General features: G+C 32.5%; 12 protein-coding genes. 6 read left to right on the top strand and 6 right to left on the bottom strand.

Annotated elements, in window-relative coordinates; all coding sequences use genetic code 11:
- Positions 1-61 precede the first annotated feature (61 nt).
- From surE to B0A81_RS07245, 5 genes are read left to right on the top strand one after another with little or no spacing between them, the layout of a single operon-like run.
- Complete coding sequence (surE, locus tag B0A81_RS07265) at positions 62-841, top strand: 5'/3'-nucleotidase SurE (RefSeq protein ID WP_089057406.1); 780 nt, start codon at positions 62-64, stop codon at positions 839-841.
- Entirely contained in the window at positions 834-1,106 is a 273-nt protein-coding gene (locus tag B0A81_RS07260; protein WP_089057405.1) for a hypothetical protein, read from the top strand. The genes surE and B0A81_RS07260 overlap by 8 nt, the downstream gene beginning before the upstream one ends.
- A 36-nt stretch (positions 1,107-1,142) precedes the next feature.
- On the top strand, positions 1,143-2,258 hold the full coding sequence (lpxB, locus tag B0A81_RS07255) for a lipid-A-disaccharide synthase (RefSeq protein ID WP_089057404.1): 1,116 nt from the start codon (positions 1,143-1,145) through the stop codon (positions 2,256-2,258).
- Positions 2,259-2,267: 9 nt separating this feature from the next.
- Positions 2,268-2,753 carry a C40 family peptidase gene (locus B0A81_RS07250; protein ID WP_089057403.1) on the top strand — a complete coding sequence of 162 codons (486 nt, stop codon included), beginning with the start codon at positions 2,268-2,270 and terminating at the stop codon, positions 2,751-2,753.
- Between the two features lie 50 nt (positions 2,754-2,803).
- The gene (locus tag B0A81_RS07245; protein WP_089057402.1) at positions 2,804-4,840 is read left to right on the top strand and encodes a ComEC/Rec2 family competence protein; all 2,037 of its coding nucleotides are present in this window, start codon (positions 2,804-2,806) and stop codon (positions 4,838-4,840) included.
- Positions 4,841-4,860: 20 nt separating this feature from the next.
- On the opposite strand, the gene B0A81_RS07240 is transcribed toward B0A81_RS07245, so the two are convergent.
- From B0A81_RS07240 to B0A81_RS07215, 6 genes are all read right to left on the bottom strand, one after another.
- Positions 4,861-5,313 (bottom strand): thioredoxin domain-containing protein, encoded by a 453-nt coding sequence (locus B0A81_RS07240; RefSeq protein ID WP_089057401.1) that lies wholly within the window; start codon positions 5,311-5,313, stop codon positions 4,861-4,863.
- 218 nt (positions 5,314-5,531) lie between these two features.
- The gene (locus B0A81_RS07235) at positions 5,532-5,999 is read right to left on the bottom strand and encodes a thioredoxin family protein (RefSeq protein WP_089057400.1); all 468 of its coding nucleotides are present in this window, start codon (positions 5,997-5,999) and stop codon (positions 5,532-5,534) included.
- Positions 6,000-6,047: 48 nt separating this feature from the next.
- Positions 6,048-7,532: a peptide MFS transporter gene (locus B0A81_RS07230; RefSeq protein WP_089057399.1), complete on the bottom strand. Its 1,485-nt coding sequence runs from the start codon at positions 7,530-7,532 to the stop codon at positions 6,048-6,050.
- A gap of 14 nt (positions 7,533-7,546) precedes the next feature.
- Complete coding sequence (locus tag B0A81_RS07225) at positions 7,547-9,205, bottom strand: peptide MFS transporter (protein WP_089057398.1); 1,659 nt, start codon at positions 9,203-9,205, stop codon at positions 7,547-7,549.
- Between the two features lie 77 nt (positions 9,206-9,282).
- A complete protein-coding gene (locus tag B0A81_RS07220; RefSeq protein WP_089057597.1) occupies positions 9,283-10,959 on the bottom strand; it encodes a peptide MFS transporter in 1,677 nt (558 codons plus the stop codon).
- 37 nt (positions 10,960-10,996) lie between these two features.
- Entirely contained in the window at positions 10,997-13,168 is a 2,172-nt protein-coding gene (locus B0A81_RS07215) for a S9 family peptidase (RefSeq protein ID WP_089057397.1), read from the bottom strand.
- 180 nt (positions 13,169-13,348) lie between these two features.
- Here B0A81_RS07215 and B0A81_RS07210 point away from each other — a divergent pair, with 180 nt between their 5' ends.
- Positions 13,349-14,662 (top strand): hydroxymethylglutaryl-CoA reductase, degradative, encoded by a 1,314-nt coding sequence (locus B0A81_RS07210; RefSeq protein ID WP_089057396.1) that lies wholly within the window; start codon positions 13,349-13,351, stop codon positions 14,660-14,662.
- The last annotated feature ends 67 nt before the right edge of the window (positions 14,663-14,729 follow it).

The raw sequence follows: 14,729 nt of genomic DNA, 5'->3' as shown, positions 1-14,729 counted from the left end.
CTGTTACTACATTTGTTTTAATAAGCTTTAATTTTGATAAATTAAAAATACAAATCACAGCATGAGTACTCAAAAACCTTTAATATTAGTAACAAACGACGACGGAATTCTTGCTCCAGGAATAAGGGCTTTGATAAGTGTAATGGAAACAATTGGCGATGTTGTTGTTGTTGCACCAGACAAACCTCAGAGCGCTATGGGACATGCTATTACCATAAATAACACTTTATTTTTAGACAAAATTTCTAAAGATGGAGATACAATTACAGAATACAGCTGTTCTGGAACGCCTGTTGACTGTGTAAAACTGGCTGTAAATGAAATTTTAAAAAGAAAACCTGACTTATGTGTTTCAGGAATCAATCACGGATCTAATTCGTCTATTAATGTGATTTATTCTGGAACTATGAGCGCAGCTGTTGAAGCAGGAATTGAAGGCATTCAAGCAATTGGTTTTTCTCTTTTGGACTTTGATTGGAATGCCGATTTTGAACCTGTCAAGGCTTTTGTAAAGAAAATAACTTTAGAAACTCTAGCTAACAAACTTCCAGAAGGTGTGGTTTTAAATGTGAATTTTCCAAAACTAAGTCAAAAAGAAATTAAGGGAATAAAAATCTGTCGTCAGGCAAAAGCTTTCTATTCTCAAAAATTTGATAAAAGACAAACTCCATTTGGAAAAGATTATTACTGGCTTACAGGTAAATTTGTAAATGAAGATAAAGGCGAAGATACTGATGAATGGGCACTGGAAAACGGATATATTTCGGTTGTTCCAGTACAATTTGACTTAACCGCTCATCATTCTATGCAGCAACTTAATACATGGAATTTAAATGAGTAAAAAAGATTTTATCATTGGATTTATTATCGGAATCTTGATTTCTCTTCTTGGAAGTCTTTTATTCATTAAAATCTTTACTTCACTTGATCTTTCAACAGGAATTCAAACTATTAAACAGCAAGGTTATTTAGGAAAAGTAATTACGATTGGCACCACTTTAGATCTTGCCGTTTTTCTAATTCTTTTAAACAGAAACAAAGAAATGATGGCAAGAGGCGTAATTTTGGCGGTGATTGTTTTAGCAATTTCAACTCTAATTATTTAAAAACCTATCTTTGCGCAGCAATAAAAATTGGTTAACATGAAATACTACATAATAGCTGGTGAAGCTTCTGGAGATTTACACGGTTCAAATTTAATGAAAGCATTGTATGAGGAAGATCCTCAAGCTGACATTAGATTTTGGGGCGGCGACTTAATGCAAAAAGCCGGTGGAACATTAGTAAAACATTATCGCGAATTAGCTTTTATGGGATTTGTTGAAGTTATTTTTAACTTAAAAACCATATTAAATAATATTAAAATCTGTAAAAAAGACATTACTGAATTTCAGCCTGATGTTTTAATTTTTATTGATTATCCGGGTTTTAATATGCGTATTGCAAAATGGGCCAAAGCGCTTAATTACAAAACACATTATTACATTTCTCCTCAAATTTGGGCTTGGAAAGAAAACCGTATCAATGCCATAAAACATGATATTGATAAGATGTTTGTGATTTTACCTTTTGAAAAAAGTTTTTATGAGGACAAACATAATTTTCCTGTTGATTTTGTCGGACATCCTTTGATTGATGCTATTCAGAATCAGCCTTCTTTTAATGAGACTGCATTTAGAACAGAAAACAATCTGGGGGAAAAACCAATTATTGCCGTTTTACCAGGAAGCCGTAAACAAGAGATAACAAAAATGCTGAGTGTGATGCTGAGTGTTGTTGACGATTTTCAAGATTATGAATTTGTTATTGCTGGTGCACCGAGTCAAGATTTTGAGTTTTACCAACAGTTTATAAAAAATAAAAATATAGCATTTGTTTCAAACAAAACATATGACTTACTGCGTTCTTCTACAGCCGCTTTAGTGACTTCGGGAACTGCAACTTTAGAAACGGCTCTTTTTAAAGTTCCAGAAGTTGTTTGTTACAAAGGAAGTTCCATCTCTTACCAAATTGCAAAACGCATCATTACTTTAAAATACATTTCGCTTGTTAATTTAATTATGGATCAAGAGGTTGTAACTGAATTAATTCAAGGTGAATGCAATACAAAACGCATAAAAGAAGAGTTAAACAAATTACTGGAACCTTCTTATCGTGCCAAATTGCTTAACAACTATGATATTTTAGAAGAAAAACTTGGCGGAGTTGGTGCCAGTAAAAAAACAGCTAAACTTATTGTTGCCGATTTAAAAGCCTAATTTTTTATTTTGAAAAAAATACTTATTTTCCTTCTTCTTTCTGTGCTGTTTGCTTCTTGTAAATCAGCCTCTACTGCTGTAAGTAAAAAAGAATCGAAACGAGAAAATAGATATATTGTAAATAATTTAATTGAAAAAGCAACAGATAATATTGGTGTTAAATACAAAGCTGGAGGGACAACAAGAAGTGGTTTTGACTGCTCTGGACTAGTTTTTACTACATTCGAATCTGAACATATTAAGCTTCCTAGAAGTTCTTTTGAGCAAGCTAAAATTGGAATAATAATAAAATTTAATGATGCCCATAAAGGTGATTTAATATTTTTTAAGACCAACAGAAGCAGGCAAATTAATCATGTAGGACTAATTGTTGAAGTCAGCTCAAATGAAATAAAGTTTGTGCATTCTTCTACTTCAAAAGGTGTCATAATTTCATCTACCAAAGAACCATATTACCAAAATTCCTTTGTACAAATTAATCGAGTAATAGAATAACTTTAATATTTTACATTCTTTTTCTTACATAAATTTAATACTTTTAAACCATGAAAGTATTAGATTTTCCTTTAGTTAAAATTACATTATGCTTTATTTCGGGCATAATAATCTCTTATTATTGTCAGCCTTCTATCTCAACTGCTTGCACATTTCTTCTTTTTAGCACGTTGCTATTTTGTCTGCTTTATTTTCTAGTAAAAAATAATACAAAAGCAAACTCTTACTTTGGATTAGGCACTTATCTAATTTCGCTGTCTACAGGAATATGTGTGTTGATTTTTCACACGGATTCTTTTGACAAGTCGAATTATATACACTCAAAAACTGCATTCGAAAAACCGCACTTTATAACTTTCATACTTCGTGAAAAACTCAAAAGTAATAATTACAGTGATCGTTACATTGGACTCATCAAAGAAATTGACAACAATGTTTATTCAGGTAAAATAATAGTAAATATTCAAAAAGACAGTTTGCATAATCCTTTGATTATAGGAAATATAATTAGAGTAAAAACTACTTTACAGCGAACTCCTTCTAACAAAAATCCGAATCAATTCGATTATTCTAAATACTTATCAGACAAACAGATATATGCACAATTATACTGCGAAAAATCAGAAATCTCAGTAAGTAAGACAATCAAAAAAGACATTTGGTATTATTGCGGACGCCTGCATTCGACTATTCTAAAAAATCTCGAAAGTGCTCATTTCAATAAAGACGAACTGAATGTTGCGCTTGCATTAATACTAGGTCAGCAGCAAGAAATTTCATCAGATATAATTAAAGATTATCAATATTCTGGGGCGACACATGTTCTTTCGGTGTCCGGATTACACGTTGGTTTTATAATGTTGTTTATCGCTTTTATTTTAAAACCCATTCCTAACACTCGCAAAGGTTCTGCGATTAAATTAATTTCAATTTTAATATCATTAGCTGGTTTTGCAATAATTTCTGGTTTATCGCCTTCTGTACTGCGTTCAGTTGTAATGTTTAGTTTTGTAGCAATAGGCAATCATTTGCGTCGAAGCGGAAATATTTATCATACTCTCCTAGTTTCTATGTTGCTTATATTACTATTTGAACCTTATTTTTTGTTTGATGTTGGTTTTCAATTGAGTTATTTAGCGTTGTTGTTTATTGTTTGGCTTCAACCGGAACTAAAAAAAATATGGACTCCTAAAAACAAAATATCAATTTATATCTGGGATGCATTAACCGTTTCTTTTGCTGCTCAAATTGGCACTCTGCCTTTATGCCTTTATTATTTTCATCAATTTCCGGGTTTGTTTTTTGTAACTAATATTGTTATTCTTCCCATTTTATCTTTTATAATGATTGCTGGAATAATTGTTATGATAATTGCCATTTTTATAAGTCCTCCAATATTTCTAGTTGAAATCTTTGAAAAAAGCATATATCTTCTAAACCTAACTATTCATTATGTTGCATCGTTCGAATCTTTTGTTTTTCAGAATATAAGCTTTAACTCCTATTATCTGTTTTCGCTTTATTTTCTAATTATCAGCTGTATTGTTTGGTCAAAAAACAGGACTTATTCTCATTTTATTGCGTTTGCGCTATCCATAATTTCCCTGCAGTTGTCTTTAATTTATACTAAAAAAGAAATCACAAATCAACACGAATTAATTGTTTACAACGTAAAGAAAAACACGCTGATAACCACAAGAGCAGGAAAAAACATTACATTTTATGCTGCAGATACTATTTTAAAATCAAGTACAAGAAACTTTATTCTTAATTCTTATTTAGTGGGAAACTTTGGAATATTGAATGAACCCAAAAAAATCAAAAACACGCTGTTTTTTAATGGTAAAAAAATTCTCATTATAGACAGCACTGGAATTTACGTTGATAAATTACAACCCGATATTCTAATTTTAACGCAATCTCCAAAAATAAATCTTGATCGAGTTTTAGCAGATCTTCATCCCAAAATCATTGTGGCTGACGCTTCTAATTCATACAAAATTCAAAAAATATGGGAGGCAAGCTGCGCTAAAAAAAATATCCCTTTCCATGCTACTGCCGAAAAGGGATTCTACAAATTAAACTAAGAAAAACTTAATTAAATTCACTATTCACTTGGGTGCAAAATATTATTAGATTCAGCGATCCATGCTTTTGCACCGCCGGGCTTGTAAGCAATCTTGCCTAAAGCACTAAAAGTTGTTTTATTTTTTCTTACTGAAGCTAATGCAAAACAAACTTCAGGAAGATCTTCAACGCCGAAAGCATTTTTCAGCTTAATATTTTGCTCTTTATCAGTAGCAGAAGCTGAAGAATCTGAAAGGTCTAATTTTACTAAAATCACATTATCTCGCGACCAAACAGCGAAATCCGGGGTTCTAAAAATTTCATTTTGCAAATTTTCTGATACACCTGAGGCTGTGAATAAAATTAACATTGGTTTTTTTTGTTCATTACTGATTGCAATAGCATCTGTCATGTTTGTCCGCCAAGCCAGATTTTGCGCCTGCATGAAAAATGAACCTAAAAAAAACAGTAGGATAAGTAGTTTTTTAGTCATAGTAGATTGGTTTTTTGGTTAGTTAAGCGTGACGAAATTAACATAATATTTTAATTATCCAAATTTAATAAACACAAAAAATAAATTATATGTTTTTTCATCAATGATTAAGCAACAAACCATTAATTACTGCCGAAATAAAACCATTTTCTAACTCATAAAAAAACTCCTTACATTGCTGTAAGGAGTCTATATTTATAGGAATCTATTTTTCTTTTTTAGGACTTTTTAGGATGAACAATTTCTTCCGCTACAGTTAACCAAGCTGAAGGTCCGCCCGCAACATAACCTGTTTTTCCAAGACCTTTAAAATTAATTTTTCCGTCTTTAGATTCTGCGCTAGTAAAAAATACGGTAGGAAATCCTTGAATTCCAAAAGCCTGTTGTAATTCATTATTCTGATTTTTCAATTCTGGCGTCTGTGCAACACTTCTTGGATAATCAAGTTCTACCAAAACAACATTATCAACTGCCCATTTTTTAAATTCAACAGTTTTCAATACTTCATTCTGCAAACGAATACACCATCCGCACCAATCACTGCCGGTAAAGAACATCAACATTGGTTTCTTTTCTTTATTACTTACTGTAATTGCTTCCTTAACATCTGTGTACCACTTTAACTCTTGGGCTTGAGTTGCAAATGCACCAATCAAAAACAATGTTATTAAGAATATCTTTTTCATGTTCTTTTATTTTTTGACAAATTTAATCAAAAAGTCAATAGTAATTAACTATTTAACTTCTTGCATTAATTTTCTAATTAAAGGAGAAATAGCAATTAAAATAACGCCGGCAATAAGCGAATAAATTGCCAATTGATAATACCCTTCTGTATAAGACTGCAATTTAGAAACTAAAGTATCTCCTGTATTTGATCTTGAAATTTCAGCTCCTAATTTCCCTGCTGCCAACTGCCCAAAAGCACTAGCTAAAAACCACAATCCCATCATCATTCCAAACAATCTTTTTGGAGACAACTTTGTAATAATCGACATTCCGATAGGCCCTAAACAAAGTTCTCCGATTGTTGTTACTAAGTAAGCTAAAGTAAACACGTTTAGAGATGCTATACCTTTTGAATCAGCAAAAAATCTGGTAAGATAGAAGATATAAAAAGAGGCTGCTAGAAATAAAAATCCGATTCCGAATTTAATCAATGTATTCGGCTCTATTTTTCGTTTTCCTAACCAAATCCATAACAGTCCAATAATAGGACTTAAAACCACTACAAAAAAGGTATTCGAACTATTATTAACAACATTTGGGTCTATATTAAAGAACAACAATTTATTGTTCAAGTTATCTTTCGCAAAAAGAGATAATGAACCACCACTTTGTTCGTAAATGGAATTAAACAAGAAATAGAAGAATACAAATAGGAAAGCTGCAAAAAGCTTCTTTTGCATTTTTACATCACCAAGTTTAATCAATTCATACACAAAATAAGAAACGGCAACGATACCAATTGTATACATGAAATAATCTGTATAATCAGTATTTTTTACCATTATAAAAATAAACGGCAAACTTAAAATTGATAAAGCATATACTGCTATTTCGCGAATTCGTCTTTTACCAGGCTCTAAGTTCAACAATGGAGAATCTCCAATTGGCCCTAAATATTTTTTAGTGAATAAAAATGTGATTAAACCTAAAAACATTACTATTGCTGCTGACAAAAAGCATAATTGCCAAGAATAATATTTCCCTAAATAAACACATAAAGCACCTCCAAAAAGACCTCCTACATTTATTCCGGCATAAAACATTCCGTAACCAGCATCTCTACGTCCGTCACTTTCGTGATACAATTCTCCAACCATTGATGAAACGTTTGGTTTAAAAAAACCTGTTCCAATAATAGAAAAAGCGATACCATAGTAAAAGAAATCATGAGGAGAAACGGCGATCAGAAGATTTCCAAGAATCATAACGATCCCGCCAAAGAACAATGATTTTTTAAATCCTAAAACTTTATCGGCAAAAATACCTCCAATAAAGGTAAAAGCATATACAAAAGCCTGAATAGCACCGTATTGCAAACTAGCATGATCTTCTTTCAAAAAAAGCTGATCTACCATGAAAATAACAAGAACTCCGCGCATTCCGTAAAAGCAAAAACGCTCCCACATTTCAACAAAAAACAAATACCACAATTGCTTTGGATAGTTGCCCTTAAAATTTTGTATTTCCTCTAAAGTAATCTTTTGCTCCATTTATTTATTTATAATTAATTGATTCCTCTTTCTTTCATCACCTTGTTAAGTTGTTTTACTAAAGCAAACATTAGTACGGTGGCAAACATTAACAATGCAAAATTAACCCAAAAAAAGTTAACTTTATTATCATACGTATCCCACATACTTGCTAAAACTCCGCTCAACTTATTTCCTATAGAAGTCGACAAAAACCAACCTCCCATCATCAACGAAGTGATATTAACTGGACTTAATTTAGATACTACAGATAATCCCATAGGACTTAAAAACAGTTCTCCAATTGTGATTATTCCGTAATTTGCTACTAACCACCAAACGCTGACTTTCTCTGTTCCGTTGCCGCCAATTTTCACTGCTGCTATCATAACCAAAACAGACAAGGCTGAAATTAACAATCCAAAAGCAATTTTTGTTGGTGTTGAAGGCTCTTTTTTTCTCGCTCTTAAAAAAGAGAAAAATGCAACAACCAAAGGTGTTAATATGATTACCCAGCCTGGATTAATAGACTGACTTAAGTTTGTAGCCCATAGATGCACTTTACTGCCTTCGGCAGGCAATTTTTCTGGTGCAACATTTCTAAAATACAACGGATAATTCTCCTCTTTTTGAACAACTCCGTTTACTTTTTGCAAACGAAACTGATCATCATAAAGCTCTGTTGATTCCTTTTTATATTCGACTTCTTTTGCCAATTTTATTTTACCAACAACCTGACCGGCTGTTCCAGTTACTTCTCTATCTGTATAACGATCTGCCCAAGTAGTAAGTGCTGAACCATTAAGTTTAAAAACACCCCAAAATAAAATTACTACTCCAAAAATAGCTAGTAAAGCTCCTATCGAACGTTTATCTTCTGCTTTGGCTCTAACATAAAGCGATCCATAAAACAAAATAATCGGAATACAAGCAAAAATAAAAGCATCTGTACTATCCGAACCAAAGATTGAGCTGTTCAAATTAGTCTCTGATGCAACTCCTTTTATCAACCAGCCAATTGCTCCAAAAACAAATGAAGGCAATAAAATAAAAAGGATGATTTTATAAAATGGCATATCGCCTTCCTGCACACCTTTTTTCTGATCGTGTCCTACGTAATGTTTGGTTCCTAATAAAAACACTATTACACCTATGAACATACCTACACCTGCAGCCATAAAAGCCCAATGCCAACCTAAAAGAATCTGCAAAGCAGCACCAAAGAAATTACAAATAAAAGCTCCAACATTTATTCCCATATAGAAAATGTTGTAGCCTTCGTCCTTTTTATCTTTATATTCTTCATTGGTATAAAAACTTCCTAACAACGTAGAAATATTGGGTTTGAAAAAACCGTTCCCAATAATTACCAAAGTCATTGCAATATATAGCACGGTAAGATCATGTACGCCCATTAAGAAGTAGCCAATACCCATTAAAATCCCACCAAAAACAATAGACTTTTTATACCCTAAATATCTATCAGCAACTAAGCCGCCAATAAAAGGAGTAAGAAAAACTAGTGCGATAAAGGTTCCGTATAAATCAGAAGCCTCTTTCTCGGTCATGGCAAAACCACTTTCTACATCTTTAAGATATAAAGTAAAAATTCCAATCATTAAATAGTAACCGAAACGTTCCCACATTTCAGATAAAAACAAATAAGGCAATGCTTTTGGGTGCTTATTCCACATACTTAAAAACGCTTTAAAATTAAAAATACCTACAAGCCTAAACCTGTAGGTAATTTTCTATATATTATTTTGATTAATTATCTAACACCATGCATCATTTTCTTCAAAAATGGAGTCAATGCAAATAATATGATTGCTGCGATTCCAGTAAGAACAACAAACACCATGAAAAACTCATATAAATTATGAATCTCGAATCCTGCAAAAAAGTGATTTGCAGCACTAATTTGATGTTTGTCTAAAAGAGCCAGCTGCTCAGCTGTTGGAGTTACTGTTTTATCTAAAACTGCTTGAAGATCGATACCTAATTCCTTAGCTTTTGCAAATTTATCTCCTGTTGCCGGCAAAATTGAACCTAAAGTTCCACCTAAAGCATATCCAGAAGCATTAGACAAAAAGAATACTCCATATAACAATGAAGCAAAACGTTTTGGAGATAATTTACCAACTAACGATAGTCCAATTGGAGATAAACACAGCTCTGCACATGTGTTTAAGAAATATAATAAAATAAGCCATTTAATAGCTAATAAACCTGAAGTTCCAATGTATGAAACCTGAGTCGCTATCATAAAGAAACTTATAGAGATAACAACCAATCCAACTGCTAATTTCACTGGAGAAATTGGTTCTTTACCTTTAGCTCTCAAAGTATCCCAAATTATACTAAAAGGAACAGCCAAAGCTACAACGAACAAACCATTAAAAATTTGCACCATAGAAGCTGGCATTTGGAAACCAAAGAAATTACGATCTGTTTGATTATCTGCAATAAAAGTTAATGAAGATCCAGCTTGTTCAAATGCAGCCCAGAAGAAGATAACAAAGAACGAAACTATATAAATTACTATAATTCTATCTCTTTCAATCTTAGTAAGTGATGAATCTGAAACAATTAGTCCTGCTAACGCAATACCACTAGAATAAATTAAAGTATAAATTAAATTCTGCCCTACTACATAATGAAAAAAGAATCCTAATGCAATAAATGCAATTCCCGCAATAGTCAAAGCTTTATTCGAAAAATTAGCTTGCTGTGCCTCTCCTTCTTCAAAATCAGCTGAAACATTTTTCGATGGTAAACCTCCTAAAGGTCTTCCTTCCGGCGATACAACATATTTATTTTTTAAGAAGTAAAAAAGAGTTGTTCCTAAAAGCATAGCGATAGATGCCGCTAAAAATCCCCATTTAAAAGCATGAATATCACGAACACCTCCAGAATCTTTAACATCTCCTAAAATTGGGCAAATGTATTGACCTAAAAATGCTCCTAAATTAATTCCCATGTAGAAAATAGTAAAAGCCGTATCTAATTTTGTCTTTTCTTGTTTAGGATACAGACTTCCCACCATACTAGAAATATTCGGCTTAAAGAAACCGTTTCCAAAAACGATTACAGCCAATCCAGAATACATTATAGTTTTAGCTAAACCTAAATTTGCGTCAAAAACAGTTGCGCTTGTAAACAACAAAAGCTGTCCAATCGCCATCATCAATCCACCTAATAAAATACAATTTCTGTTTCCAAAAAAACGGTCAGCAATAAAACCTCCCAACATTGGTGTTAAATAACAAAGTCCAAGGAAACCTCCATAAATTAAAGAAGCTTCTTCTTCTTTCATCAATAATGAATTCACAAGAAATAAAGTTAACAAAGCGCGCATTCCATAAAAATTGAATCGCTCCCACATCTCTGTTCCAAATAATACCCAAAGACCTTTTGGATGCGCAGTTTTTACTTGAGTTTCTCCCATATTATTCATTATTATTTTAGGTTAATATATTTTTAGATTATAAATTTTCTTTGATAAAGTTAGTCATTTTATTATAAAGCTGAATTCTGGTTTTGCCTCCAAAAATACCATGATTCTTGTCTGGATAAATCTGAGAATCAAACTGTTTATTTGCTTGAATTAACGCTTCCATCATTTGCATTGAGTTTTGAACATGAACGTTATCATCAGCAGATCCGTGAATCAATAAAAATTTACCTTTTAATTTATCAACGTGATTTATTGGAGAGTTTTGATCGTATCCGCTTGCATTTTCCTGTGGAGTCTGCATGTATCTCTCTGTGTAAACGCTGTCATAAAATCTCCAGTTTGTAACCGGCGCAACAGCGATTGCCATTTTAAACACATCATTTCCTTGAAAAATACAGTTCGAAGCCATAAATCCGCCATAGCTCCATCCGAAGATTCCAATTCTTGAAGCATCAACATAAGGATAAGCTCCAATTACTTTTGCAGCATCGATTTGATCTTCAACTTCGTATTTCCCTAATTCTTTTTGAGTCACTTTTTTGAAATCAGCACCTTTAAAACCAGTTCCTCTACCATCAACACAAGCTACGATATAACCTTGTTGTGTTAAAGAAGCAAACCAATAATCATCAGAGTTGTTCCAGTCGTTATTTACTTGCTGAGATCCTGGACCAGAATATTGATACATGAAAACAGGATATTTTTTTGAAGCATCAAAATCCTTTGGTTTCAAAATCCATGCATTCAATTCATTTCCTTTTGCTGTTTTTAAAACAAAAAATTCTTTTGCAGGAAGATTGTATGCTTTCAATTTATCTGAAAGTGCTTGATTGTTTTCTATTACTTGGATTTCTTTTCCTGCTTTTGCCTCATTTAAAGTATAAGTTGTTGGCTGAGAAGCGCTAGAATAAGTAGTGATGAAATATTGGAAATTAGGACTGAAAGTAGCCGCACTTGTTCCTGTTTTTGAAGTTAAACGAGCTTTGTTTTTTCCGTCTAAACCAATTCTGTAAACATCTCTATTGATAGAACCATTTTCTGTAGATTGGTAGAAAATAGTTTTTGTTTTTTCATCGAAACCGTAGTATGAAACCACTTCCCAGTTTCCTTTTGTAACCTGATTTTTAAGTTTTCCAGTTTTATCATAAAGATAAATATGATTGAAACCGTCTTTTTCGCTTGTCCAGATAAAACTATTATCTTTTAAGAATGTTAAGTTATCCGTAACATCAACATAAGCTTTGTCTTTTTCATTTAAAACCACTTTTGCGGCAGCTGTCGTTCCGTCAACAAACAACAAATCAAGATTACTTTGATGGCGGTTTAAAACCTGAGCTGATAAAGTATTATTATCATTTGTCCACTGCAATCTTGCAATATAAAAGTCATTGTAATTTCCTAAATCTACTTTTTTAGACGTATTTCCTGCAGCATCATAAATATGTAATGAAACTACCGAATTTTTTTCTCCAGCTTTAGGATATTTAAACGTTTCAATCGTTGGATATAAATCTTTGTGAAATATCGACATAGAGAACTCAGGAACCTGACTTTCGTCAAAACGAATAAAAGCTATTTTCTTACTGTCTTTACTCCAGTCAAACGCACGTACAAAAGCAAATTCTTCTTCGTAAACCCAGTCAGTGATACCGTTTATAATTGCATTTTTCTTTCCATCAGTAGTTATGGCTGTAGATTTTTTTGATACTAAGTCGTAAACGTATAAATTATTTTCTTTTGCATAAGCAATCTTAGTTCCATCAGGAGAAAAAGTTGGCTCTTGAATTTGAAAATCGACAAGTTTTGTTAATGATTTAGAAGCAATATCGTATAAAAAATAATCTGCTGTAAAAGAGTGACGGAAGATTTTTTTAGAATTGCAGGCAATTAAAATCTTTTTTTCTGAAGCATCGAAAGTATAGCTGTCAATTCCGTCTGAAAGTGCTTTATGGTTTTTAGTATCTATTAAGTTTGATACTTTTTTTAGAGTTGCAAAGTCATATAAATCGATCTGCATACTCCTATTTACTTGGTCAACATTTAAAACCGTATATTGGTTTGTATTTTTTAAAGATTGCAATGCATCCATCCCTTTTGCCCGAAATGCCCCGCCATAGATGTTTTCAACCGTAATTTTTTGCTGCCCAAAAACTGTCGCAACTATTAACAAAAGCACAACAGTAATTTTACTTGTATTCATCAGAATTATTTTAAATATAAAAAGAGCCCAATTTTAGTAAAAAAAATAAACATAATACACATTTTAAGTGTTAAATGTTAAAAAAAATAACGATTGCGTATTTTCAAGTTTGAAATACATTGCAAACAAAACTCTTAAAATAGTATCTTTGCCGCAACAATATTATTTAATATACTGAGAATGAACAACGCTGTTGCCGGATTTTCTAAATTATCCAAAAAGGAAAAAATAAACTGGATTGCAAACGAATATTTTTCAACGCCTGAAGAGGCCCTAAATATTATAAGAAATTACTGGAATTCAGACGAAAAGCTCCAACAATTACATGATGAGTTTATTGAAAACACGATTTCAAATTTATATATTCCACTTGGAGTTGCTCCAAACTTTTTAATAAACGGAAAATATAAAACCATCCCAATGGCAATTGAAGAAAGTTCAGTTGTTGCAGCCGCATCAAAAGCCGCAAAGTTCTGGTCGACACGTGGAGGTTTTAAAACAACAATTATTGATACTGAAAAAATAGGTCAAGTTCACTTTACTTATAACGGAGATGTTGAAAAACTTCAATCTTTCTTTCAAGAAATAAAACCAAAATTTTTCTCTGACACACAAAGCATTACAAAAAACATGCAGCAGCGTGGCGGAGGAATATTAGATATCCAGTTAAAGGATAAAAGAAGTCTCCTGGAAAATTATTTTCAACTTCACGCCACTTTCGAAACAAAAGACAGTATGGGCGCAAATTTCATAAACTCTTGTTTAGAACAATTTGCATCTACTTTAAAAGAAGAATTTCAAGATTCTGCTTTATTTTCTGATGAAGAAAGCTTGAAAGTAATTATGAGCATTTTATCTAATTATGTTCCAAATTGTGTTGTAAGAGCCGAGGTTTCTTGCCCAGTTGAAGATTTAGCTGAAAAACACATTCAAAATCCGCTGGAATTTGCAGAACGTTTTGTACAAGCTGTTCAAATTGCCGAAGTTGAACCTTTTAGAGCGGTTACACACAACAAAGGGATCATGAATGGTGTAGACGCTGTGGTTTTGGCAACTGGAAATGATTTTAGAGCCATCGAAGCCGGAGTTCATGCTTACGCATCAAGAAACGGACAATATTCAAGTTTATCACATGCTAAAATTGAAGACGGAATTTTTACTTTCTGGCTGGAAATACCTTTGGCTTTAGGAACCGTAGGAGGACTAACATCTCTTCATCCTTTAGTAAAATTGTGTTTAGAAATTCTTCAAAAACCTTCAGCGAGAGAATTAATGGAGATTACTGCCGTTGCAGGTTTAGCGCAAAATTTCGCTGCATTACGTTCTTTAACTACAACTGGAATTCAGGAAGGACACATGAAAATGCACTTAAACAACATTATCAATCAATTTGAAGCTACAAGCGAAGAACGTCATCAAATCAAGTCACATTTCAAGAAAACTGCCGTTTCTCATAGTGCTGTAGTTGAATTTATTGAAAACTTAAGAAAATAATAAAAGCTTCCCGATAATTATCGGAACCTGATATCTGTTGTAAGCTCAAAAACATAGTTTCTCATTT

It is taken from the genome of Flavobacterium plurextorum, from assembly GCF_002217395.1.
Lineage (GTDB): Bacteria > Bacteroidota > Bacteroidia > Flavobacteriales > Flavobacteriaceae > Flavobacterium > Flavobacterium plurextorum.
The sequence above is the reverse complement of the archived record's forward strand: the minus strand, read 5'-3'. Positions and strand labels throughout refer to the sequence as shown.

Excerpts from the sequence above, each read along its gene's own strand:
- B0A81_RS07215 (WP_089057397.1), bottom strand. The coding sequence starts at position 13,168 with ATGAATACAAGTAAAATTACTGTTGTGCTTTTGTTAATAGTTGCGACA.
- B0A81_RS07245 (WP_089057402.1), top strand. The coding sequence starts at position 2,804 with ATGAAAGTATTAGATTTTCCTTTAGTTAAAATTACATTATGCTTTATT.
- B0A81_RS07230 (WP_089057399.1), bottom strand. The coding sequence starts at position 7,532 with ATGGAGCAAAAGATTACTTTAGAGGAAATACAAAATTTTAAGGGCAAC.
- B0A81_RS07225 (WP_089057398.1), bottom strand. The coding sequence starts at position 9,205 with ATGTGGAATAAGCACCCAAAAGCATTGCCTTATTTGTTTTTATCTGAA.
- lpxB (WP_089057404.1), top strand. The coding sequence starts at position 1,143 with ATGAAATACTACATAATAGCTGGTGAAGCTTCTGGAGATTTACACGGT.
- B0A81_RS07220 (WP_089057597.1), bottom strand. The coding sequence starts at position 10,959 with ATGGGAGAAACTCAAGTAAAAACTGCGCATCCAAAAGGTCTTTGGGTA.
- B0A81_RS07235 (WP_089057400.1), bottom strand. The coding sequence starts at position 5,999 with ATGAAAAAGATATTCTTAATAACATTGTTTTTGATTGGTGCATTTGCA.
- B0A81_RS07260 (WP_089057405.1), top strand. The coding sequence starts at position 834 with ATGAGTAAAAAAGATTTTATCATTGGATTTATTATCGGAATCTTGATT.
- surE (WP_089057406.1), top strand. The coding sequence starts at position 62 with ATGAGTACTCAAAAACCTTTAATATTAGTAACAAACGACGACGGAATT.
- B0A81_RS07240 (WP_089057401.1), bottom strand. The coding sequence starts at position 5,313 with ATGACTAAAAAACTACTTATCCTACTGTTTTTTTTAGGTTCATTTTTC.
- B0A81_RS07210 (WP_089057396.1), top strand. The coding sequence starts at position 13,349 with ATGAACAACGCTGTTGCCGGATTTTCTAAATTATCCAAAAAGGAAAAA.